General features: G+C 50.1%; 18 protein-coding genes, 2 tRNA genes, 3 pseudogenes and 1 riboswitch. Of the genes and pseudogenes, 14 read left to right on the forward strand and 9 right to left on the reverse strand.

Annotated features, from left to right (window positions below; translation table 11 throughout):
* Positions 1 to 137: 137 nt before the first annotated feature.
* The 9 genes and pseudogenes from LVJ83_RS13595 to LVJ83_RS11140 form a co-directional block, all read left to right on the forward strand.
* Positions 138 to 1,814: pseudogene (locus tag LVJ83_RS13595) on the forward strand (DUF637 domain-containing protein); the annotation flags it as partial.
* 18 nt (positions 1,815 to 1,832) lie between these two features.
* Positions 1,833 to 2,120 (forward strand): hypothetical protein, encoded by a 288-nt coding sequence (locus LVJ83_RS11105; protein ID WP_244784648.1) that lies wholly within the window; start codon positions 1,833 to 1,835, stop codon positions 2,118 to 2,120.
* A 163-nt stretch (positions 2,121 to 2,283) separates the two neighbouring features.
* Positions 2,284 to 3,835: pseudogene (locus LVJ83_RS11110) on the forward strand (DUF637 domain-containing protein); the annotation flags it as partial.
* A gap of 14 nt (positions 3,836 to 3,849) precedes the next feature.
* Positions 3,850 to 4,119 (forward strand): hypothetical protein, encoded by a 270-nt coding sequence (locus LVJ83_RS11115; RefSeq protein WP_244784650.1) that lies wholly within the window; start codon positions 3,850 to 3,852, stop codon positions 4,117 to 4,119.
* 174 nt (positions 4,120 to 4,293) lie between these two features.
* Complete coding sequence (locus LVJ83_RS11120; protein WP_244784652.1) at positions 4,294 to 4,566, forward strand: hypothetical protein; 273 nt, start codon at positions 4,294 to 4,296, stop codon at positions 4,564 to 4,566.
* 389 nt (positions 4,567 to 4,955) lie between these two features.
* Positions 4,956 to 5,186 (forward strand): hypothetical protein, encoded by a 231-nt coding sequence (locus tag LVJ83_RS11125; protein ID WP_244784654.1) that lies wholly within the window; start codon positions 4,956 to 4,958, stop codon positions 5,184 to 5,186.
* A gap of 500 nt (positions 5,187 to 5,686) precedes the next feature.
* A pseudogene (locus LVJ83_RS11130) lies at positions 5,687 to 5,911 on the forward strand (VENN motif pre-toxin domain-containing protein); the annotation flags it as partial.
* 831 nt (positions 5,912 to 6,742) lie between these two features.
* A complete protein-coding gene (locus LVJ83_RS11135) occupies positions 6,743 to 7,267 on the forward strand; it encodes a VENN motif pre-toxin domain-containing protein (RefSeq protein WP_244784656.1) in 525 nt (174 codons plus the stop codon).
* A 145-nt stretch (positions 7,268 to 7,412) separates the two neighbouring features.
* Positions 7,413 to 8,453 (forward strand): IS630 family transposase, encoded by a 1,041-nt coding sequence (locus LVJ83_RS11140; RefSeq protein ID WP_244784620.1) that lies wholly within the window; start codon positions 7,413 to 7,415, stop codon positions 8,451 to 8,453.
* A gap of 72 nt (positions 8,454 to 8,525) precedes the next feature.
* On the opposite strand, the gene LVJ83_RS11145 is transcribed toward LVJ83_RS11140, so the two are convergent.
* Complete coding sequence (locus LVJ83_RS11145) at positions 8,526 to 9,920, reverse strand: 3'-5' exonuclease (protein ID WP_244784658.1); 1,395 nt, start codon at positions 9,918 to 9,920, stop codon at positions 8,526 to 8,528.
* Positions 9,921 to 10,035: 115 nt separating this feature from the next.
* On the opposite strand from LVJ83_RS11145, the gene LVJ83_RS11150 reads away from it, so the two are divergent.
* The 3 genes from LVJ83_RS11150 (at position 10,036) to LVJ83_RS11160 (ending at position 11,359) form a co-directional block, all read left to right on the forward strand.
* Positions 10,036 to 10,112 (forward strand) — tRNA-Arg (locus tag LVJ83_RS11150).
* Positions 10,113 to 10,127: 15 nt separating this feature from the next.
* Positions 10,128 to 10,202: transfer RNA gene (locus tag LVJ83_RS11155), tRNA-Glu, on the forward strand.
* A gap of 626 nt (positions 10,203 to 10,828) precedes the next feature.
* Complete coding sequence (locus tag LVJ83_RS11160) at positions 10,829 to 11,359, forward strand: hypothetical protein (protein WP_244784660.1); 531 nt, start codon at positions 10,829 to 10,831, stop codon at positions 11,357 to 11,359.
* Positions 11,360 to 11,512: 153 nt separating this feature from the next.
* Here the strand turns inward: LVJ83_RS11160 and LVJ83_RS11165 are convergent, their stop codons facing one another.
* The 3 genes from LVJ83_RS11165 to LVJ83_RS11175 form a co-directional block, all read right to left on the reverse strand.
* The gene (locus LVJ83_RS11165; protein ID WP_244784661.1) at positions 11,513 to 12,538 is read right to left on the reverse strand and encodes a hypothetical protein; all 1,026 of its coding nucleotides are present in this window, start codon (positions 12,536 to 12,538) and stop codon (positions 11,513 to 11,515) included.
* Positions 12,539 to 13,003: 465 nt separating this feature from the next.
* Complete coding sequence (gene gcvP / locus LVJ83_RS11170; protein WP_244784663.1) at positions 13,004 to 15,844, reverse strand: aminomethyl-transferring glycine dehydrogenase; 2,841 nt, start codon at positions 15,842 to 15,844, stop codon at positions 13,004 to 13,006.
* A gap of 86 nt (positions 15,845 to 15,930) precedes the next feature.
* Complete coding sequence (locus LVJ83_RS11175; RefSeq protein ID WP_244784665.1) at positions 15,931 to 17,118, reverse strand: MFS transporter; 1,188 nt, start codon at positions 17,116 to 17,118, stop codon at positions 15,931 to 15,933.
* 12 nt (positions 17,119 to 17,130) lie between these two features.
* Here LVJ83_RS11175 and LVJ83_RS11180 point away from each other — a divergent pair, with 12 nt between their 5' ends.
* A complete protein-coding gene (locus LVJ83_RS11180) occupies positions 17,131 to 17,352 on the forward strand; it encodes a hypothetical protein (protein ID WP_244784667.1) in 222 nt (73 codons plus the stop codon).
* A 1,152-nt stretch (positions 17,353 to 18,504) separates the two neighbouring features.
* On the opposite strand, the gene LVJ83_RS11185 is transcribed toward LVJ83_RS11180, so the two are convergent.
* The 5 genes from LVJ83_RS11185 to gcvT form a co-directional block, all read right to left on the reverse strand.
* Positions 18,505 to 19,065: a DNA-3-methyladenine glycosylase I gene (locus LVJ83_RS11185; protein ID WP_244784669.1), complete on the reverse strand. Its 561-nt coding sequence runs from the start codon at positions 19,063 to 19,065 to the stop codon at positions 18,505 to 18,507.
* 11 nt (positions 19,066 to 19,076) lie between these two features.
* Positions 19,077 to 19,769, reverse strand: a complete 693-nt coding sequence (locus LVJ83_RS11190) for an aspartate/glutamate racemase family protein (RefSeq protein ID WP_244784671.1) — start codon at positions 19,767 to 19,769, stop codon at positions 19,077 to 19,079.
* Positions 19,770 to 20,388: 619 nt separating this feature from the next.
* Complete coding sequence (gcvH, locus tag LVJ83_RS11195; protein WP_244787764.1) at positions 20,389 to 20,775, reverse strand: glycine cleavage system protein GcvH; 387 nt, start codon at positions 20,773 to 20,775, stop codon at positions 20,389 to 20,391.
* A 79-nt stretch (positions 20,776 to 20,854) separates the two neighbouring features.
* Positions 20,855 to 21,034 (reverse strand): hypothetical protein, encoded by a 180-nt coding sequence (locus tag LVJ83_RS11200; protein ID WP_244784673.1) that lies wholly within the window; start codon positions 21,032 to 21,034, stop codon positions 20,855 to 20,857.
* 83 nt (positions 21,035 to 21,117) lie between these two features.
* Positions 21,118 to 22,215 (reverse strand): glycine cleavage system aminomethyltransferase GcvT, encoded by a 1,098-nt coding sequence (gcvT, locus tag LVJ83_RS11205; RefSeq protein WP_244784675.1) that lies wholly within the window; start codon positions 22,213 to 22,215, stop codon positions 21,118 to 21,120.
* A gap of 148 nt (positions 22,216 to 22,363) precedes the next feature.
* Positions 22,364 to 22,460: riboswitch (glycine riboswitch) on the reverse strand.
* A 279-nt stretch (positions 22,461 to 22,739) separates the two neighbouring features.
* On the opposite strand from gcvT, the gene LVJ83_RS11210 reads away from it, so the two are divergent.
* Positions 22,740 to 23,225: an Lrp/AsnC family transcriptional regulator gene (locus tag LVJ83_RS11210; protein ID WP_244784677.1), complete on the forward strand. Its 486-nt coding sequence runs from the start codon at positions 22,740 to 22,742 to the stop codon at positions 23,223 to 23,225.
* The last annotated feature ends 132 nt before the right edge of the window (positions 23,226 to 23,357 follow it).

The following is a 23,357-nucleotide window of genomic DNA, read 5'->3' on the forward strand; positions in this document are numbered from 1 at the left end:
GGCTTATTTAGCAAGCGTAGCCTGCATGATTAGCTGTGTTCCTCAAGGAACACACACGGACTTTCCAAACATTCATCAATATTAAAAATATTAAAGCAAAGGCCGTCTGAAAATTAATTATTTCAGACGGCCTAAAATTAAAAACCGAAATCGAAAAGCTGGCCAAACAGCCCGAATACGCCTACCTGAAACAATTACAGATGGCCAAAGACGTCAACTGGAACCAGGTACAGCTCGAATACCAAAAATGGGACTACAAACACGAAGGCCTTACCGGTGCCGGTGCTGCGATTATCGTTATTATTGTTACCATACTCACATACGGTGCCGGCACCGGCGCCGCAGCCGGTGCCGCAAGTGGTGGAGCCGCCGCAAGTGGCGGAGCCGCAGGAGCAGCTGCCGGTGCCACCGCGGCAACCACAACCATCAGCACCGCAGCCGCAATGAAAGCCGCAGCACTGACCAGCCTTTACAGCCAAACCGCCATCGCCGTTATCAACAACAAAGGCGATATCGGCAAAGCCCTGAAAGACCTTGGTCGCAGCAGCACAGCCAAGCAAGTCGTTACCGCAGCCGTTACCGCCGGCGTATTAAACGGTTTGGGCGATATTGCCGCCAATGCCGGCAACCAAGTAGCGGCCAATACCGGCTACGGTTGGACGGGTACGTTTACCACCAACCTGATTAATTCAAGTGCCGCAGCCGCTACCCACACCGCCATCAACGGCGGCAGCCTGAAAGACAGTTTGGAAAATGCCATATTGAGTGCTTTGGTGCAAACCGGGCATGGTGCAGCGGCGAGCAAGATTAAAGCTTTGGACAACCACCACATCGCCCACAAAGTCGCCCATGCAATGGCCGGTTGTGCGGCGGCGGCAGCGAATAAGGGCAAATGCCAAGATGGCGCGATTGGCGCCGCTGTGGGTGAAATTGTTGGCGAAAAGTTACTGAACGGCCGAAATGTTAAAAACCTCAACCCTGAAGAATACAAACAAATCCTAGCCTACTCACGCCTGGTGGCAGGTACAGCCGCGGGCTTGGCCGGCGGGGATGTAAATGTGGCGGCTAACACGGCTAAAACTGCCGTAGAAAATAATCTTTTGGCTTTCAATCCTAAAAGTAATCCTAAAGCCAAAAAAAAATTTAATGATAAAGTGAAAAATGAACTGGATGGAAAATTTGAGCTTAAAGGTACCGGAAAATTTAACAACCAAGGTTATGAAATCATAACTCTTGTGCCGATTGGCAATGCCACAACAGCAAACTTAAATGCTAAACAATTAGCCTTCTATAATATGTTAAACAACATTATTCAAGACAAAACGGGTACTGCTCAAATTACCCTAGTCTACAACGATGGCTCAACAGCTGGCGGCTCTTGGATCACGGGGAGATTCGACGTAGGCGACATGGAAAAATTGGATGCTAACAAAATTGTATTGACGGGTAATGCTCTCATTGCTCATGAATTTAATGAGCAAATAGTTAAAGATAAATTTCATCTTATCCCTCTACAGGGAAAAGAAGATAAATACTATAATTTTGTTCATGAGCTAGCTGTAAAAAAAGAAATTAATATGATGAAAGATATTACTTCAATTGCAGATAATGCAAAAATTAATGGAGTCGAATATTCTAGAATTTACTACAATCACAGCAAAAAGCAAATGCTAGGTGTAAATATAGGAACATTTATGACAACACCAACAGGGTTAATGCACAATTTCGATCCTAAACAAACAATTATCAAACCTAATTCAAATGGAATGTATATTATCGAAACAGAAAATCAATTATTTGAATTTATTCCATAAAATTACAGGAAACTAACTATGAAAATTTTTTTAAGTTTATTTATATTTTTACTACTATCCTCTTGTTCATATAAAAGAGATATAAGATCTCAAGTTTATATAGATGATAAAGAGCAAGGTTTTAATGTTATAGAGAGAGATCCACAATTTAGTAAAAAAAACACATTTCCCAATGATAAATGGATAAGTTTAAGATCAGGGTTAATCATTTTGCCCAAAAATTCAAACTGTATACTTGAAGAAAGGAAGGATCCTAGATTTATAACATTTTCTAGAAAAATGTTTAAAGTAGATTGTTTTGAGTAAGTGTAAATATTATTTAGCAGATTTAGGTACGATTAGCAAGCGTAGCCTGCATGATTAGCTGTGTTCCTCAAGGAACACACACGGACTTTCCAAACATTCATCAATATTGAAAAATATTAAAGCCAAGGCCGTCTGAAAATTAATTATTTCAGACGGCCTAAAATTAAAAAACAAAATCGAGAAACTCGCCAAACAGCCCGAATACGCCTACCTGAAAGAATTACAGATGGCCAAAGACGTCAACTGGAACCAGGTACAGCTCGAATACCAAAAATGGGACTACAAACACGAAGGCCTTACCGGTGCCGGTGCTGCGATTATCGTTATTATTGTTACCATACTCACATACGGTGCCGGCACCGGCCGCAGCCGGTGCCGCAAGTGGCGGAGCCGCAGGAGCAGCTGCCGGTGCCACCGCGGCAACCACAACCATCAGCACCGCAGCCGCAATGAAAGCCGCAGCACTGACCAGCCTTTACAGCCAAACCGCCATCGCCGTTATCAACAACAAAGGCGATATCGGCAAAGCCCTGAAAGACCTTGGTCGCAGCAGCACAGCCAAGCAAGTCGTTACCGCAGCCGTTACCGCCGGCGTATTAAACGGTTTGGGCGATATTGCCGCCAATGCCGGCAACCAAGTAGCGGCCAACACCGGCTACGGTTGGGCGGGTACGTTTACCACCAACCTGATTAATTCAAGTGCCGCCGCCGCTACCCACACCGCCATCAACGGCGGCAGTCTGCAAGACAGTTTGGAAAATGCCATATTGAGTGCTTTGGTGCAAACCGGGCATGGTGCAGCGGCGAGCAAGATTAAAGCTTTGGACAACCACTACATCGCCCACAAAGTCGCCCATGCCATGGCCGGCTGTGCGGCAGCGGCAGCGAATAAGGGCAAATGCCAAGATGGCGCAATTGGCGCCGCTGTGGGCGAAATTGTTGGCGAGTATCTGACTAAAAATACTGATTTCAGCAATATGCCTTTAAAAGAAATCAACACTGAAAAAGCCAGAATTACTGCCTATGCAAAACTGGTAGCAGCTACAACCGTCGGCTTAGCAGGGGGAAATGTTGATGTTGCTGCCAATGCTGCACAAACGGCAGTAGAAAATAATGCACTTGAAACCATCTGGGACATAGGTAATTTGGTTTGGGATGGCGGTAAGTGGATATATGCCAAGTCTATCGGTGACAAGGCAATGGCCAGAGAAGCTGCAATAGATTTTGGATTGGATGCTGCCGCAACTGCTGCTCCTTTTGTTCCTGCCGGAGTAACCAAAATCAAACGTGCGGGAGGTTATGTATTAAAATCTGGTGATGAAGTTGTTGATGCTGCCAAAGCGGCTCAAGAAATTTACAAACAAACCGGTATTAAACTGACATATGATAAAACCAAAAAAGTTTGGACTACCCCTGCGGGATTAGATTATGGGTTAGGAAGCATACATGGTAATCGGATTAAACATGTATTAGATCACACTATTCCAAACTCACAAAAAGCCAAACATAATGTTTTTAGTGTATCAAGAAAAGAAATTTTACCTTTAGTTGACGAGGCATGGAAAAAGAAAGGTGCCCCACTTCCAAATGACCCTGTAGTATATATTGTAGATATGAAAAAAGTGATAGGGACTAAGAATGAGACTAAGCTAAAAATTGTCGTAGAAAGCAAAGGATCAAATAAAATAAAAACAGCATACCCACTTGTTAAATAAAAGGAACTTTTACCATGCCAGATAAAAAACGAATAATATGCCCTCGCTGTGAACAAGATTACCTATACTACTACAAGCCCGATACTATTAATGAAACCATTATCCTATGTCCTGAATGTGATGCAGTTTGGATGCTAGGAAAACCATTAGTATATGGAGTATATAACATCGATTTCTATGATTATACAAAATTTATGCAAAATAGGAATACTGAGCCCACATGGAATAAGAGGATATATGAAAGTCCTGTTTATGAAGATGATTTGAAGGATGACGATGTGTGATGTGGCGCCCATTGGATTTCCTCAACCTTGTTTATGCAGGCTGCGGTGGCGACCATGCCTGTGATGCCATTCGGGACAATGATAGATGCCGCAGCATTACATATTATTGTAGAAAGTAAAGGTAATAATAAAATTACTACAGCATACCCTCAAAAATAAATTATGGAATTTACTATGAATAAAAAAATTAAAATATGCCCCGCATGTGTACAGGGATACCTTTATCATGCAAAGCCAAAATATCTTGATGAAGAAATCATTCTTTGTGATGAGTGTGATGCCGTATGGCGTAAAGATATGAAGATATATTATGGTGAATATGAGAAGGACTTTTACTCTTATGTCCCTTTTATGGAAGCTCATGGAATATCAGGAGAAAGTATTTGGGAAGGAGAGTTATTTGATTACCCATATTATGAGGATGATAATTCGAATGATCTCGGGTAATGGAGCAAACGGAAGGCAAATATTGGCCAAGTAGTTTAACGCCTTTCTATTCTTTACTAAGACAATGCTGTCTGAAAATTCAAATCTTCAGACGGCATTATCGTCAACCGCATTCAGCCCGAAGAAAAACTTAATTCCAAATCGACCGTATGGCAGAAACAGGCCTGACGGAGTAGCACCAGCGAAACGCTGAAACTGCCGAGCTTCGAAAGCTCAGCGCGCCCGGCGGCTATATTGCCGACATCCCCAAACGAATGGAAAAGGTGACACCGCAAATTTTGCTAATCTGAATGCCAATATTGGATATAAAGTAGGGGCACAAGGGTTTAGCACTCTAATCAAATGGGATGCATTTAGATTCCAATGGAAAAGATAGGAATTAATTCCAAATGAAAATAAATTTAATAGATAAAGTTATCTATAACCAAGAATTATCTTATGCATTAACATATCAAAAAAGAAGTTTTCTTGGAAAATTTACAGGAATACTTAGTTTATTACTTGGAGGAATCTGGTGGCTTTTGGAAATATTTTCCATAGCCTATCCTCTTGGTATTAAATCTATTTTAAGTTGGAGTGTGTTTGGCTTACTTTTCTTCACACCGGTATATATATATTAATATTTGGGAGATGCCCAAACTGCAAAAAAATTCAGCCAGCGGGATATGTTGATACAGATATAAGCACGGGCATTGGAATATCGTATTCTCGTGGGTTCACACCTTTCCGTAAGCGGTGTTATTACTGTGGCACTTATCTATCAGTTAAGCAGTTGGAAAAGGATAAGCTAAAAGCAGAGCTAGCTTCTCAAGAATCAACCAACTCTTTGTTACGAAAAGATGTATTCAATACAGATACAGCAAACAAGCCAAATTAGCATAATCATATGAAGTAAGTGTAGCTTGGATAGATGGATCGGATGTGTTGTATAAGGAAACACATCAGAACTTTCCAAACATTCATCAATATTAAAAATATTAAAGCAAAGGCCGTCTGAAAATTAATTATTTCAGACGGCCTAAAATTAAAAAACAAAATCAAGAAGCTGGCCAAACAGCCCGAATACGCCTACCTGAAACAATTTCAGACGGCCAAAGACGTCAACTAGAATCAGGTGCGGGCGAATAAGGGCAAATGCCAAGATGGCGCGATTGGCGCCGCTGTGGGCGAAATTGTTGGCGAAAAATTACTGAACGGCCGAAATGTTAAAAACCTCAACCCTGAAGAATACAAACAAATCCTAGCCTACTCACGCCTGGTGGCAGGTACGGCAGCGGGCTTGGCCGGCGGAGATGTGAATGCGGCTGCGGATGCGGCTAAGGTGGCGGTGGAGAATAATGCTCTGAAATGGACAAGTACTACTTCAGCTGAAATTAAACAGGATAATGAAGAAAAACATGAAAGAGATGATTGGTTCTCTATATTGCTCCCTGCACATGCTGCATCGTTATCCAAAAATTCAAAAACAACAGGAATTAATAATTTTAGAGATGGCTTGAGAACAATTTCACTAACTGGTGCTGCTGTATCTGGTTATAGTCCTATAGTTGTAGTAGGAGGGAAAGTTTATTTTATATCAGCCACTACTTCTGTGGCCCAAGGAGCAGCAATGTCAACGATTGTAGAAGGGCAACCTTACAAAGTTTCAGACTTGGCCTATGATGCAACGCTAGGTGTTTTAATGAATAAAGGTACGGGTAAAATGATTACTTGGGCAGATACAGATAATAAATTAATCAAAACTTATCTTTATTCGAAAGGTGAATTTACAAATAATATACTTGGGAAAGGTGCATCAGGTGTGGTTAATGAGGTATTGCAAGATAAAAATACTATCTTAATTGAAGTGCCTGAATGGAGAAAACGTAAATGATTAAATTTCCGAAAAAGCATGCCACTCTCTATGGCTTTAGTATGCTTGCCTATGGTTTTATTATGGGTAACCTTTATCTAATACTAAAAATATACTCAGTAAATAGCAAGGGAAAGCTAACAATTGTTAAAGTTATGTCTTTTTTTCTATTTTATCTGGAAATGTTACTTATTCTATTCATATTTCAGTGGTCTATTGAAATTAGCTTTGAGGGAGCACTATATATGTTGGGATTAACTATGTTTATCTTTTATTTATGTAGATCCATTCTTCCATATTGGGTAGATAAATAAGCTCTAACCGATGAATGCAGCTGAAGAAGCCAAATTATTAGCCATCTCAAAAGTAGCTGCCGCATCAGCGGCGGCGTTGGCCGGAGGTGATGCCAATACTGCTGCTAATATTGCAGAAACAGCTGTACGGAATAATTATTTAACCACATACAAAATGAAAGAAATTGAAAGTTGCTTGAAAGGTATTACATGCAAAACTCAACAAGAGCAAAATACTGCACTGCGTAATGCAGAAACTCTAAGTAAAGCCCTTGATAAAGAAGTGCATAATCTATGTACAACAAATCCATTAGGAGATGCATGCAGAAACAGTGTGAATTCCATGATGCAGTATTTAGCACTAGACTCGGCATGGGTATATATGAAGAAAGATGCAATACGTGTATCAAAAAATATTTTTAACTATTTATATAATACCTCAGGTGCCAATAACAGGTTTGTAAAATATTTTAACACTATTGATAATAGAGCAAATTTTTTTGCTGCCAGCAATTTGTATGAAAAACATATTGGCTCAAAAGTAAAATGGTTCTGAGGGGCAGATTTTGTATCTCGAGCTCCAATAACTGGATTGGGAGCTGATGGCAATGCTTCATACATTACATTTGGATTAGGAAAAATAATATAGATTCGGCAATTAAATATATGAACCATTCAATACTTTCACTGTCCAAACCGATATGGAAAAAGAAGACACCCGAAAACTATCAGCCGACGCCTTGTACGAGAAACGAAAACAAGTCATCCGGCTGCACAAGATGGGCATGGGAATTATCAAAATCACCCAAGCCGTAGGCATGTGTTATGAAGCCGTCCGTCAGGCCATTACCACTTACCAAGAGGGCGGAATGACAGCGCTTAAACCTAAAAAACGAGGGCGCAGCCCGGGCGAATATCGGCAATTGAATGCCGAACAAGAAGCCTATATCCAAAAGCTGATTATCGAGCAACGCCCGGAACAGTTGAAAATGGACTTCGCCTTATGGACGCGCAATGCAGTGAAAGAACTGATTTTACAAGAATTAGAAATCGACATGCCGGTGCGCACGGTAGGCTCTTATCTCCAACGCTGGGGCTTCACCCCGCAAAAGCCGATTAAAAAAGCATACGAACAGCAACCTGAAGCCGTAAAAACCTGGTTGGATGAAACCTATCCGAGCATAGCCCGGCGGGCAAAAGCAGAAAATGCCGAAATTCATTGGGGTGATGAAACCGCCTTGGTTAATACCGATGTCAGAGGCAGAAGCTATTCGCCCAAGGGGAAAACGCCGGTGACTTATGCCGTTGGCGGCACCCGGCACAAACTGTCAATGATTTCCACCGTCAACAACCGAGGAAAGGCGCACTGGATGATTATTGATGCAGCGTTTGATGCAGACAAGCTGATTAAATTTATGCAGTCTCTGTGCCAAGAAGTCGGGCGCAAAGTTTTTTTGATACTGGATAACTTAAGGGTGCATCACAGTAAAAAAGTGAAAGCCTGGCTGGCAGAGCATTGTGATGAAATCGAGGTGTTCCATTTACCCAGTTATAGCCCCGAGCTGAATCCGGATGAGCGCTTGAATGCAGACTTGAAGCAAGTTATCAGTGCGATGGTTCCGGTGCGGACGAAAGCAAAGCTGCGTAGTGCGGTTGTTCGGATTATGGAGTCTATTTGCAGTACACCGAAACGGGTGATGGCCTACTTCGGCGACTCGCATGTACGATATGCCGGATGTTAATATATTTAATTGCCGAATCTATAGTTATTTTCTTTAAATTTTCAAACCAGATTATGAATAGATATTACCCACTCAAGCCAATACCTTCACAACATTTTTTCCCTGCTTAAACTTAGCCTTCAGCAACACCGGCAACGCGTCATCAAAATACCAATTTCCGTCGGGCAACGCCAATGCCCCGCCGGCGCACCTTAACGTTACCGACTGCCCGGAAACCGCATCGCTTTCTACAATTTCCACTTCATGCGCCCTGCCCCAATCCGTTACCGGCAAGGCCGTTGCCAGGTCTTCAATACGCCGGTTTTGCAGCAGCACACCTTCATCATTCTGACAGCCGCCGTCACACTGCCCCAGCACCGACACCGGGCACGGCACATTTTTTGCATGTATGGGCGGCAAAATATCCAACGATGAAGGGCATAGCCCATATTCCTGCGCCCAAGCCGCCAACGCCCGCTTGGCTGCTTTTTTATGCATAAACAAACCACAAGGCCGGCTGTGGTGGATGCCATTGCCCAACGGCACAATCCGCGCCTGTAATCTTTCCCGCTCATCAGGCACAAACCGCACCGTGAGATAATGTTGCTTGGCATTTTCAGACGGCCTGATGCGGTATTGCGCCTGCATTTGCGCTTTCAGCCACAAGGCATGCAAATCACCCAGTGCCGGCAGAAAACGTATTTCAGCAGCAGCCTGCACGACGCCGGCAACCGGCTTGGTATGCAGCATCCGCGCCACTTCGGCAAACGTTTTTTCATGCGCATCCAGCGCCAGCGCCTGCCCGTATCGATCCAGCCACACCAATACGCCGTGGCTGTCCGGCAAGGCATAAAGCTGCCCGGCCAAACTTGAAGGCAGCCAGGCCGGCAACATTTTTGGGTTCATCAGCGCACGGCAATGGTTTTCCCATTCCTGAGCGCCCATCTGTGCAACACTCTGCTCCAGAAAACCCGCCAACGCCAGCACATCGGCCAGTGCACGGTGCCTGCTTGCCACCGCAATACCGAAACGCTCGATAATGCTGTCGAGATTATGCTTGGCAAACTGCGGATACAAGCGGCGCGAAAGCTGGACCGTACACAACGCCGGCGCGGCAAAATCCACCCCCGCCCGTTTAAACTCATGGCGCAGAAAGGTATAGTCGAAGCGGCTGTTGTGCGCCACCACCAAAGTACCGCGCAGCAGCGGCAGCAACTCGGCCGCCATCTCGGCAAACACCGGCGCATCCGCCACCATCTCGCTATCAATTCCGGTCAGCCGGGTAATAAAAGACGATATCGGCTGCTGCGGATTCACCAGCCATTGGTGTTGCGATACCTGCCCCTGCTCAAAACGCAGCAAAGCCACTTCCGTTATCCGGTCTTGATACATATTGCCGCCGGTGGTTTCCAAATCCACCACCGCTACCGGCAGGCCCAAACGGGCAAAACAAGCCGCCAAAAGCGGCCAATGCGAGGCTTGCGCCATAACAATTTCCGATTAGATTTCAATCAACAACCCGCTATTCTACACTTTTAAAGCGTTTTTTGCGATGAAATGCTTGACAACCACCCCAGCCGCCCCTATAATTCACATCTTTCTCGCACCCGTAGCTCAGTTGGATAGAGTATCTGGCTACGAACCAGAGGGTCGGGCGTTCGAATCGCTCCGGGTGCGCCAAAATATTTTATATCCGCGCCCATCGTCTAGCGGTTAGGACATCGCCCTTTCACGGCGGTAACCGGGGTTCGATTCCCCGTGGGCGTGCCAGTTTATAAAAAAAGCACAGTTTTCAAACTGTGCTTTTTTCTTATGGCCACTATTTTCTTATCCCCATTCGCAACCGTAAGCGGATAAGGCGGCAAACCGAAAACAGTACGCTCGCACGAGAGCGGTTGACTCGGCACTCCGGCGCGGTTAGGTTGCTTTTGGAATGGGTATTGCCTGCCCGTTGCACCCACACCATCCGACAACCCTTCATCCCCCCTTCATCAAAAAACACGCCAACCTGACCACACTCTCCATGCTTTCAAAATCAGCCTGTCGGCATTAGCCTGCCTCGCCTTATCCATTACTTTTATCAAATAAGCATAAAACGGAACCCCAACTCGCACAAAACGGCCTGCGGCTTCAGCATATTGCCGATCAGAATCCGCAGCCAATCTTAATTTTGCCAAAATTTACCCATACGCCGTCGCAACAAAAATACATTATAAAATCATATTGATAACCCAAATAACCATTCACATTTTACGGATTAACCGCTTCTGACAAACCCGATTGCAGCCGCCCCAATCAAGACAAGGAACTTTTTCTCTGTTAATTTAACCTAATACAAACTGTATCAGGCATTTTTTGCCGCAGACAAACATTATCCAAATCAATACGGAGTGATCATGAAAGCAAATTTTAAAGCCATCCTGCCTGCCGCACTGCTGCTGGCCGCACTCACCGGTTGTAGCACCTTGGGGGGCGACAAGGCCAAAGCCGAGCCGGCAGCTACTGCCGCCGCTGCTGAAACGGCCGCTGCACAGCAGACCCCGGCAACCATGCAGGTCGATTCTATCGACGGCCGCAAAGAAGTTGCCTATAAATGCGGCGAAAAAGGCCAAAACCCGCTCACCGTGATGTATGGCTTTAAAGACAACCAAGTAGTGGTCGCTCAAGTTAAATTTCAAGATAAACTGTCGCCGGGTCTGTTCCGCGTAATTGGCGATAACGACCAAAACAGCTTTACCGCCAACGGCATCACTTGGGCCACTGACAAAGCCACACCGGCTACGGTAGACAAAGTCGACGGCAATATGCTTACCCAACAGGCTGTAGAAACCGTAAACGGCCAGCAGCAGCAAGTATCACAAATCGTGACCAAATACTGCAAACTGGATAAAGCCGCCACAGCCAAGCTGGCCAAAGCCGCCAAATAATCTGGGTATGACAGCCGTTCGAAAAACCATCTGGCAGCGGGCTCATCCTGCCGGTTTGTTTTCCGAACAGGCACTTGATACCACAACTTAAAAGGCCGTCTGAAAATATTTTCAGACGGCCTTTGCATGATGATTTTTAATCAAACCCACTGATCAAAATAAAGCCTCAAACCGCAATAAAGCGCCGACATAATGGCTGCGGTCTTCGCGGCGGTCGTTGTAGTAGTTCAGCTCGGTTTGCACAAACAGCCAAGGCCGCAGGAAAGGCTGGCGGTAGCCGACAAACGGGCCATAGCCGTTGATGCTGGCTTTTTTGTTTTCAATATATCCGCCGGCATACACGCCGTAGTTAAGCCATTTGCCCGGTGCAAAATCGTGTTGGCGGTAAAGGCTGTTGCCCCATGTCCATTCTTCTTTATCGCCGTCGTTTTCATACTGCGCGTGCAAATGGTTGGCAATAAACGGCTTGCCGGCGGGTGCTTTGCGGATTTCGAAATTGGTGCGGGCATAGTGTTTGCTGTCGATGCCGTAACGGTAGATTTGTTCGGCAAAGGTGCTGTAATCGTTTTCCAACTGCCAGCGCTTGCCGGCTTTTACGCGGGCGTAAATGTCGTCGCCCGAACGCACGCCGATGTCAAAATCAGTGTCCAGCCCGGTAAGGCGGGAAAGATCCGACCAACGCAGTGCCAACGAGGTATTGTCGTCACGCACGCGGTCGCGGTCGTAAGTGCGGTTGCGGTTGTTGGATTGGCGGCCGTCGGCACCCAGGTGGGCAGGGTCGCCGAGCTGGTTGTCGAGCGAATCGTCACCGAACACCACGCTGACTTTGTTTTCCAGCACCGGCAGTTTCAAACGCCCGCGGATGCGCGGCTTGACGGAAAACTCATCATACTTGTTCCATTCGGTATCCAGCATGATACGTAAAGATGCGGATGCGGGGTTATTGGGATCGGGCGTGCCGAACCAACCGTCCATACGGTGGGCAAAACGATCCAACCCCCGGCTGGCGGCGCCATGCTGCCGGTCTGCCCAAGTGTCGTTTTCAACCGCAGCTTCCGCGGTCGGCGCAGCTTCGGCGCTGCCCACAGGCACCCATTCTTCTTCGGCAAGCGCCAACGGCGCCGCCCCCAGCAGCAGGCTTAACGTGATACTCCGGTGTAGTCGTGTTTTGATAAACATAGTCTCCCTCGGTCATTTTTCGGTCACGGAAGTCAGTATACCGCGATTTATTCGGATAAAAACGATTTTTGCACCAATATCATCTTAATATGCAACAAACAGGCCGTCTGAAAGCGGTTGCCGTTTAACTGAATCATTATACGAAACGGTAAACCCAAAACACTACAGGCAGCGCAGCAAAACAGGGCAACAAAGCAGAATGATTAAGCCGAACGGCTATATTTTAATAGATTAATGGTTTTCATTCTGTTTTCAGACGGCCTCGTGTTCCTTATGCCCATGCACAAAAGTCAGCGATAGCAGCATTCAAAAAAGAAATGATGTAAGACAACAAACCACAGTACAGCCGGTACGATAAGGCGAACCAACGTCGTTAGGTTGTTTTGGTGAATGGGCCTCAAAACGGTATAAAACAGGCCGTCTGAAACCTTTCGGTTTTCAGACGGCCTCAAGCCGGGGCTTTAATCAGTCTTCGTAATTTTCGATGCTCGGGCAGGAGCAGACCAAATGGCGGTCGCCATACACATCGTCTACGCGGTTAACACTCGGCCAGAATTTGTTGTCGCGCACGTAAGGCAGCGGGAACACGGCTTCTTCGCGGCTGTAGGCTCGGTTCCACTCGCCGCTGATGTTGAACGCGGTATGCGGCGCGTTGACCAGCGGGTTGTCGTCGGCCGGCCATTCACCGTTTTGCACTTTCAAAGCCTCTGCTTTGATTTGCTTCATGGCGGCGATAAAGCGGTCGAGCTCGGCTCTGCTTTCCGATTCGGTCGGCTCGATCATCAGCGTGCCGGCCACGGGGAACGACATGGTCGGGGCGTGAAAGCCGTAATCCATCAGGCGTTTGGCGATATCCACCTCGGTGATGCCGCTTTCGGCTTTGAGCGGACGCAGGTCGATGATGCATTCATGCGCCACGCGGCCGTTTTTACCGGTGTAGAGCACGGGATAATCGGCGCTCAAGTTTTTGGCCACATAGTTGGCGTTCAACAAGGCCGCTTCGGTGGCTTGACGCATGCCGCGTTTGCCCATCATGGTGATGTACATCCAGGTAATCGGCAAAATTCCGGCGCTGCCGTAAGGGGCGGCAGACACGGCGCTCATGCCCTCAACCGCGCCCGCCACCGGCGCCACGGCATGACTGGGGGCAAACGGGGCGAGATGTGCTTTCAGGCCGATGGGGCCCATGCCGGGACCGCCGCCGCCGTGCGGAATGCAAAAGGTTTTGTGCAGATTCATATGCAACACGTCGGCGCCCACTTCGGCCGGCTGCATGATGCCGACTTGCGCGTTCATATTGGCGCCGTCCATATACACCTGGCCGCCGTTGTCGTGAATAATGCGGCAGATATCGCGGATGCCTTCTTCATACACGCCGTGGGTGGAGGGGTAGGTAATCATCAGCGCGCCCAGCGTGTCTTTAAACTCAACCGCTTTGGCCTCTAAATCGGCGATATCGACATTGCCGGCTTCATCGGTGGCCACTACCACCACTTTCATGCCCAGCATTTGGGCGGTGGCGGGGTTGGTGCCGTGCGCCGAACGCGGAATCAGGCACACGTTGCGCCCGTTCTGGCCGTTGGCGGCGTGGAAACGGCGGATGGCCAGCAAGCCGGTATATTCGCCTTGCGCACCGGAGTTGGGCTGAATCGCAATCTCATCAAACCCGGTAATTGCTTTGAGCTGGTTTTGCAGGCTTTCAATCATTTCCAGATAGCCGGCGGCCTGTTCGCGCGGGGCGAAGGGGTGGATTTGACTGAACTCGGGCCAGGTAATCGGCAGCATTTCGGCGGTGGCGTTGAGCTTCATGGTGCACGAGCCGAGCGAAATCATGCTGCGGTTCATGGCCAAATCGCGCTCTTCCAGCTTTTTCAGATAGCGCAGCATTTCGTGTTCGGTGTGGTAGCGGTTGAACACCGGGTGTTGCAGGATTTTATCTTCACGCAGCAGGTTTTTCGGCAGCGCAAACGAGATTTCAGACGGCATCTGCGCCGCTTGGCCGGTAAACAATTCAGTGAGTGCGGCAAAGTCTTCGGCGCCCGATTCTTCGTGAAACGCCACCGCCAATTGCGTGCCGCCTACGCGGCGCAGATTGAAACCGGCGCTTAAGGCGTTTTGATAAATTGTATCGGCTTTCGCGCCGCATTCCACCAACACGGTATCGAAAAACACTTTGTGCACCACTTCAAGGCCGTCTGAAACCGCATCGGCAAAGGCTGCCGCCAGTGCGTGGATGCGGGTGGCGATGCGTTGCACGCCTTCTGGGCCGTGATACACCGCATACATGCCGGCCAAATTGGCCAGCAACACTTGCGAGGTGCAGATATTAGAATTGGCTTTTTCGCGGCGGATATGCTGCTCACGCGTTTGCAGCGCCATGCGCAAGGCCGGTTTGCCCGAAGCATCGACCGACACGCCGATAATGCGGCCGGGAGCAGAGCGTTTGTCGGCATCTTTAAAGGTGAAATACGCGGCGTGCGGGCCGCCGAAGCCCATCGGCACACCGAATCGCTGGGTGTTGCCCAGCGCCACATCCGCGCCCAAATCGGCCGGCGATTTCAACAACACCAGGCTCATCACGTCTGCCGCCACCGCCACTTGCGTGCCTTGGGCTTTCAACGCGGCAATCGCTTCGCTCAAATCGGCCACATCGCCGTTTTTGCCGACATATTGAAACAGTGCACCGAAATAATCGCCCTCTGAGGCCGTCTGAAAACTGCCCACCACCAGCTCGAAACCAAAATATTCGGCACGGGTTTTCATCACATCGAGCGTTTGCGGATACACGCGCTCATCCACAAAATAGCGGTTTGACTTCGATTTGCTCACGCGCTTGGCCATCGCCATCGCTTCGGCGGCGGCAGTGGCCTCGTCCAACAACGATGCGCCCGCCATCTCGTGGCCGGTGAGGTCGATACACATTTGCTGAAAGTTTAACAAAGCCTCCAAGCGCCCTTGCGCAATCTCGGCCTGATACGGCGTGTAGGCGGTGTACCAGCCCGGGTTTTCCAACACATTGCGCTGAATCACATACGGCAGCCGCGTAGGGTAATAGCCCAAACCGATATAGCTTTTATTGATGGTGTTTTTCGCCGCAATGGCTTTCAATTTCGCCAGCGCATCGGCTTCGGAAAGCGCGTCGGGCAAATCGAGCTCGGCGGGCATGCGGATGCTTTGCGGCACGGTGCGGTCGATAAATTCCGCCATGCTTTTTTCGCCCAACGCCGCCAGCAGCGCGGGCTGGTCGTTTAAGCTGATGTGGCGTGAAACAAATTCGCCGGAATCAAATAAATCGTTGAAGTTCATGTTTTTTCCTCTGTATTGCTGATTAAAGTTTGCTGCATAGTTTCATGGCCGTCTGAAAGGGCTTAAAGATTAAATCAAGCGGTGTTTCAGACGGCCTTCATCATCTTGGTTTTCACCATCCCCTTGCCTGCTATCCACAAAGCCAACAGCTGCACGGCCAGCAGCAGTGCCATCACGCCGTGCCAGCCGTAGCCGGCATAGGCCAGCCCGCAAAGCCATGCGCCGAGGGTTCCGCCGCTGTAATAAGCCATGTAATACAGCCCTGAAGCGAGCGAGCGGCCTTCTTTCACGTTAACCGCGATATAGCTGATGGTGGCCGCCTGAGTGATAAACACGCCGGACGACATAACGGTTAAGGCCGCTACAATGCCCCACAGCGGCGCAGACAAGGTCGCCCACACGCCCGCCATCGACAGCAGCACCGCCACCATCACCGTGCGCGCCGCGCCGAAACGGTTAATCAGCCTGGCCGCCAACGGCGTAATCACCATACCGATCAAATATACGGCAAAAATATTCGCCAACTGGCCGCTGTTCAAACGGTAAGGCTCGTCGGCCAGATAAAGGTTGATATAGGTAAAACAGCCCACCAGCGAACACAGCACGCAGGCGCCGAGCGCGCAGGCCGTCAGCACATAACGGTTGTGCAGGTGCGCCTTCAGCGTGCTTAAGGCCGTCTGAATATTGGGTTTGGGCACAAAATTTTGCGATGCCGGCAACTGCTTCCACACAAAAAACGCGCTTGCCAAACTGAGCGCCGCCATCACATAAAACGCGCCGCGCCAGCCCATCAGCTCGCTCAAGTGGCCGAGCAGAAAACGCCCTAAAAAGCCGCCCAACACCGTGCCCGACACATACAGCGACATCAGCCGCGCCATCGCCCGCCCGCCGAATTCTTCGCCGATATAGGCAATCAGCACCACCGTAATCCCCGGCACCGCCAGCCCCTGCAAAAAGCGGTAAACCATCATCATTTCAATCGACTGCACACCGGCCAGCAACGCAGTGGGAATGCCGAGAAACAGCAGCGAGCCGACAATAAAACGCTTGCGCCCGAGCGCATCGGAAAGCATGCCCATAAACGGCGACATCAGCGCCACACCCATCACCGTTGCCCCCACCGCCAACCCCACCTGCACTTCGCTGGCCTGCAAATCCTGCATCAGCAGCGGCAACACCGCCTGCACGGAATACACCTGCAAAAAGGCAAATACGCCGGTGAGGGCAATGGCCAGCAGCAGCAAAGCATTCGGGTTGTCGGGGTTGTGGGTCATAATGATTTCTAGGTGGGTTTTGTTTGGTGGGTTTTGTTTGGTGGGTTTTGTTTGGTGGGTTTCAGACGGCCTGACCATTATTCAAGCCTTGCGGCTTGTGCCCTCTCCCTAACCCTCTCCCGCGGGAGAGGGAACTCGGTTGCCGTTGTGTTTGCCGTTGCGCGTTTTTACCGTTGCGTGTTTTTGCCGTTGCGTGTTTTTGCCATCGTGTGCTTTGACCGTTGCGTGCGTTGACTGTTGCGCATTTGGGCCGGCGTTTGTTTTTATCGCCAACCTTACCGTTTCAGCAACCTAGCTCCCTCCCGTGGGGGAGGGTTAGGGAGAGGGCGGCAAACCGCAGGTTTGCATCATTCCACCTTCCTCCATCATTTTCAGACGGCCTGACCGTTATTCAAGCCTTGTGGCTTGTGCCCTCTCCCTAACCCTCTCCCACGGGAGAGGGAATTCGGTTACTGTTGTGTTTGCCGTTACGCGTTTTTTACCGTTGCGCATTTTGGTCGGCGTTTGATTTTATCGCCAACCTTACCGCTTCAGCCACTTAGCTCCCTCCCCTGTGGGGGAGGGTTGGGGAGAGGGCGGCAAACCGCAGGTTTGCATCATTCCACCTTCCTCCATCATTTTCAGACGGCCTGACCGTTATTCAAGCCTTGCGGCTTGTGCCCTCTCCCTAACCCTCTCCCACGGGAGAGGGAATTCGGTTACTGTTATGTTTGCCGTTACTCGTTTTTTTACCGTTGTGTGTTTTTGCCGTTGCGCATTTTGGCCGGCGTTATTTTCCCGCCAATCTTACCGTTTCAGCAACCTAGCTCCCTCCCCTGTGGGGGAGGGTTAGGGAGAGGGCGGCAAACCGCAGGTTTGCTTCATCGCGCTTTCCGCCATCATTTTCAGACGGCCTGACCGTTATTCAAGCCTTGCGGCTTGTACCCTCTCCCTAACCCTCTCCCGCGGGAGAGGGAACTCGGTTGCTGCTGTGTTTGCCATTACGCGTTTTTTACCGTTGCGTGTTTTGGCCGGCGTTTGTTTTTATCGCCACTCTTACCGCTTCAGCAATCTGACTCCCTCCCCTGTGGGGGAGGATTGGGGAGAGGGCGGCAAACCGCAGGTTTGCATCATTCCACCTTCCTCCATCATTTTCAGACGGCCTGACCGTTATTCAAGCCTTGCGGCTTGTGCCCTCTCCCTAACCCTCTCCCGCGGGAGAGGGAATTCGGTTACTGTTGTGTTTGCCGTTACGCGTTTTTTTGCCGTTGCGCATTTTGGTCGGCGTTTGATTTTATCGCCAACCTTACCGCTTCAGCCACTTAGCTCCCTCCCCTGTGGGGGAGGGCTGGGGAGAGGGCGGCAAACCGCAGGTTTGCTTCATTGCGCCTTCCGCCACCATCATTTTCAGACGGCCTCTTTCTGCGCCCACTTCGGCTGTTTCGCCAACACTTCTGCATATACAGGGCAATCTTCGCTGTGCGCGCCGTTCAGATAGCCGGTGCTCATCAGAAATTCATTCACAATTTCGCCGCCCACAAATTTGAATTGCTTTTTAAATAATTTCACCCATTCGTCTTTACTGCGCGGATGGTGGGCATCGAGCCAGTTTTTAAACGAGCCGTATTCGGCTTGCAGCGCCAAAATCTGCTGCGCGTTATGAATGGCGGCGTTGACTTTCAATTTGTTGCGCACAATCCCCGCATCGGCCAACAGGCGTTCGCGGTCGGCTTCGGTGTAGGCGGCCACTTTGGCGATATCGAAGCCGGAATAGGCCGTCTGAAACGCGGCTTGCTTTTTCAGCATCAAAGTCCAGCTCAAACCTGCTTGGTTGATTTCCAACACCAGCCGTTCAAATAATTCGTTGTCGTCTTCAATCGGGAAACCGTAGGCGTGGTCGTGATAATGCTTATTGGGGTTATCACTGCTTTCGGGCAGCTTGAGCACAAATTCGCAATAAGGGTTCATCGCCTTCTCTTTCAACATTGCAGCATAAATGCCACGGCGGCCTGTGCGTGAATCTCGGCGCTGTCAAACAGCGGCAGCGGGCTGTCTTGCGGCTGAATCAGCAGGCCGATTTCGGTGCAGCCCAAAATCACGCCCTGCGCCCCCTGCGCCTGCAAGGTTTCCATCGTATCTTGATAATAGGTTTTGGCGGCTGCGGTGTTTTTGCCGAGGCACAATTCTTCAAAAATAATGCGGTGGATTTCATTCTGCTGCGTTTCAGCCGGCACCAGCGTGTGCACGCCCAAGCGGTTCATGCGGCGGGTGTAGAAACCGTCGCTCATGGTAAAGCGCGTGCCGAGCAGGCCGACCGTATCCAAACCCTGCGCTTTAACGGCTTCGGCGGTGGCATCCACCACGTGCAGCAGCGGAATCTGCACGGCGGCCTGTATTTCATCGGCCACTTTGTGCATGGTGTTGGTGGCGAGAATCAGCGCGTCGGCGCCGATGCTTTGCAGCTTGCGCGCACTGTCGGCCAATCGCGCCCCGGCGGCCGCCCAATCGCCGTTTCTCTGCATTTGGGCAATCTGCTCGAAATCCACGCTGTGCATCACCAACTCGGCGCTGCGGTTGCCGCCGAGGCGGCGGTTGAGTTCGCGGTTGATGGTTTGGTAATACAACACTGTGCTTTCCGGGCTCATGCCGCCGATGATGCCGATGGTTTTCATGGAACACCTTTATTTATTGTCGGATAAAGATAAGGCCGTCTGAAAACAGGCCGAACAAGGCTTGCCTGAGCTATGCAGAATTGCTGAATGATTCCGTATCGCGAGGCAAACCTGCGGCTTGCTGCCCTCTCCCCGCCCCTCTCCCACGGGAGAGGGAGCTAGGTTGCCGCTGCACTAAACACCGCAGCAAAAACAGACCGATGCCCGAGTTCTGCAGAATTTTTGAATGATTCCGTATCGCAAGGCAAGCCTGTGGCTTGCTGCCCTCTCCCCAGCCCTCTCCCACGGGAGAGGGGGTTAGGTTGCCGCTGCACTAACACCGCAGCAAAAACAGGCCGATGCCCGAGTTCCGCAGAATTTCCGAATGATTCCGCATCGCGAGGCAAACCTGCGGCTTGCTGCCCTCTCCCCGCCCCTCTCCCACGGGAGAGGGCGCTAGGTTGCCGCTGCACTAAACACCGCAGCAAAAACAGACCGATACCAAACCTGTCTCATACATTCAACAGCCACCTGCTCCCTCCCCCTTGATAGAGGGTTGGGGAGAGGGCAGCAGATCATAAGTTTGCTTATTTTGACAACCAAGGCCGTCTGAAACTTTTTCAGACGGCCTTTCGGTTTATCAGCCGATTTCGGCGGCGTATTGTTCGGCAGTCAGCAAGCCGTCGAGATCGGCGGCATCAGCAGGTTTGATTTTGAAAAACCAACCCGCGCCGTAAGGCTCGCTGTTGGCGGTTTCGGGGGCATCAACCAAATCTTGGTTCACAGCTGTGATTTCGCCGGCAATCGGTGCATACACATCAGATGCGGCTTTTACCGACTCCACCACACCGGCCTGCTCGTCGGCAGCCAGCACGGCGCCTACTTCGGGCAGCTCGACAAATACGATGTCGCCCAACAATTCTTGCGCGTGTTCGGTAATGCCCACGGTAACCGTGCCGTCGGCTTCGAGGCGCAGCCATTCGTGGCTGGATACGTATTTCAGTTCGGCGGGAATATTGCTCATGATGTGTTCTCCATGTTTGGGTAGGGTTTTCAAGATAAGGCCGTCTGAAAAAAGGATAACGGCTTTATCGGGGTGATGCTGGTTAACTGGTTTCGCGGGCAACGGCCACGCTACGGTGGCTTAGGGTGTCCTGATGTGTCGATTTACGGGTGTATTTTGCTCCTGAAAACGCATCTGCTGCGTTAAAAATACTCGCAAGATGTCCAATCTTGCTGCGTTTTTTGCCTGGCATCTGCATTTCCAGAAACAAAAATCCCCTCATAAACGACACATCAGGACACCCTAGGCGATTGTCGGATACGAGTATCCGGCCTGCTTTTTTCAGACGGCTTTTTTCAGACGGCCTTATTCAAACTGCTGCTTGCCGTTGCGCACAAACGGCAGTTTCAACACGCGCACATCTACTGCTTTGCCGCGCAGCAACACTTTGGCCGTATCGCCTTCAAAAGCTTTGGGCACACGGGCGATGGCAATGGATTGTTTGAGGCTGGGCGAGAACACGCCGCTGGTGGTGATGCCGCTGCCGGCATCGGTGACAACTTCCATGCCCTCACGCAGGATGCCGCCTTTGGCCAGCAGCAGGCCGACTTGTTTCACGTCTGTGCCTTGTTCTTTCAACGCAACCAACGCGGTTTTGCCGACAAAATCGCGGCTTTCGTCTTTCAGGTCAACCGTCCAGCCCATGCCGGCTTGCAGCGGGCTGGTTTCATCGTCCATATCGTTGCCGTAGAGGTTCATACCGGCTTCCATGCGCAGGGTGTCGCGCGCGCCGAGGCCGCAGGGCTGCACGCCCACAGCTTGTAGGGCTTGGAAAAAGGCGGGGGCTTCGCTGCCGGGTAGAATGACTTCGACGCCGTCTTCGCCGGTGTAGCCGGTGCGGGCGACAAACCAGTCGCCGCCCATGTCTGCGCCTTGGAATACTTTGAGGTTGTTGACGGTTTCTGCCCAATCAGGCTTGACGGCGAGCAGTTTGTCGATGGCTTGCGGGCCTTGCACAGCCAGCATGGCGAGGTCGTAGCGGGGGGTGATTTCAATGCCGAACGCCTTGCCCACTTTGGCAAACTGCGCCAAATCTTTTTCGCGGGTGGCGGCGTTGGAAACAATGCGGTAGGCGGTTTCGGCTTCGTTGGCGCGGTAAACGATGAGATCGTCCATCACACCGCCGTTGTCGTTGAGCATGGCGGAATACAGGGCTTTGCCGACAAAGCCGAGTTTGGCTACATCGTTGGCGAGCAGTTTTTGCAGCCAGGCGCGGGCATGTTCGCCGGTGATGTCGCTCACCAGCATATGCGATACGTCGAACATGCCGGCATCGGTGCGCACGGCTTCGTGTTCGGCGATTTGCGAGCCGTAATGAATCGGCAGGCTCCAGCCGGCAAAATCCACCAGCTTGGCGCCAGCTTCTTGATGGGCAGAATAAAAAGGTGTGTGTTTGGGTGTCATCTCAAGTTCTCCGTTTATAGATATAGGCCGCGCAACACTATCAACATGTGCGCAGCCCTATCTGTCCTGTAACCTGAGATTTTCGGCGCGCGTTTCAGACGGCCTTCTCCCCTTCGGTGGGCGCAGCCGCGCCGCTCTCCAGATTGATTTGATACGTGCAGTCCGTTTACCTGAGCGATTTAAGGGTGTCTGCGCCTTCGGTGGTTACGTTGTAATGGCTTGTAACGCTCTCCTGCACCCTTTAGATTATGGCGTTAATTTGCCATTTGGGCAAGTGCTTCTTTACATCGGCTTAACGCTGCACCCCACTCCGTTAAAACGCTGGTGCGCTTTCAGACGGCCTCAACAATATGCAGCTTAAAAAACAACGATAAAGCCATACATTATTTTAAAAAATTATGTTTTTTAAACTATTGTGCGTTAAGTTAAATTAGAATATATTAACCGTAACAGCCCGAAACATCCGCCTCGGGCTGCCGGCAAGCAGTATGCCTCAAACGACTAGAAGAAAAAAAGGAGACCATATGGCACAAATCACGCTCGACAAAACCGATCTGAAAATTCTACAAGTGTTGCAGGAAAACGGCCGCCTCACCAATGTGGAGCTTTCCGAACGGGTGGCACTGTCGCCCTCACCCTGCCTGCGCCGCCTCAAGCAGCTTGAAGATGCCGGTATTATCCGCCAATACGCCGCTTTGTTGTCGCCTGTAGCGGTGCAACTCGGCTTGCAGGCGTTTATCCGCGTTTCCATCAATAAAGCCAGCGAAGCGCGCGACCACTTTGCCGGCGCGGTGCAAACCTGGCCGGAAGTGTTGAGCTGTTTTGCGCTTACCGGTGAAACCGATTATCTGCTGCACACTTTTTTCACCGACATGAATGCTTTTTCGCATTTCGTGCTCGACACGCTGCTCTCGCACCCGGGCGTGCAAGACGCCAAATCCAGCTTTGTGCTGAAAGAAATCAAAAACACCACCGCGCTGCCGCTGGGGCATTTGCAGCAATACGACTGATGCTTGCAAATACCGTTTGCACAACAGGCTGAGCGCTCTGCCGTGTTTGATACCTTTTGGTCAAACAAACCGGCCGGGCAGTCAGCCTGCTTTGTATGAATGATAGGGTTGCCGCCCCATTCACAAAAGCCG

The sequence above is a fragment of the Uruburuella testudinis genome, assembly GCF_022870865.1.
Lineage (GTDB): Bacteria > Pseudomonadota > Gammaproteobacteria > Burkholderiales > Neisseriaceae > Neisseria > Neisseria testudinis.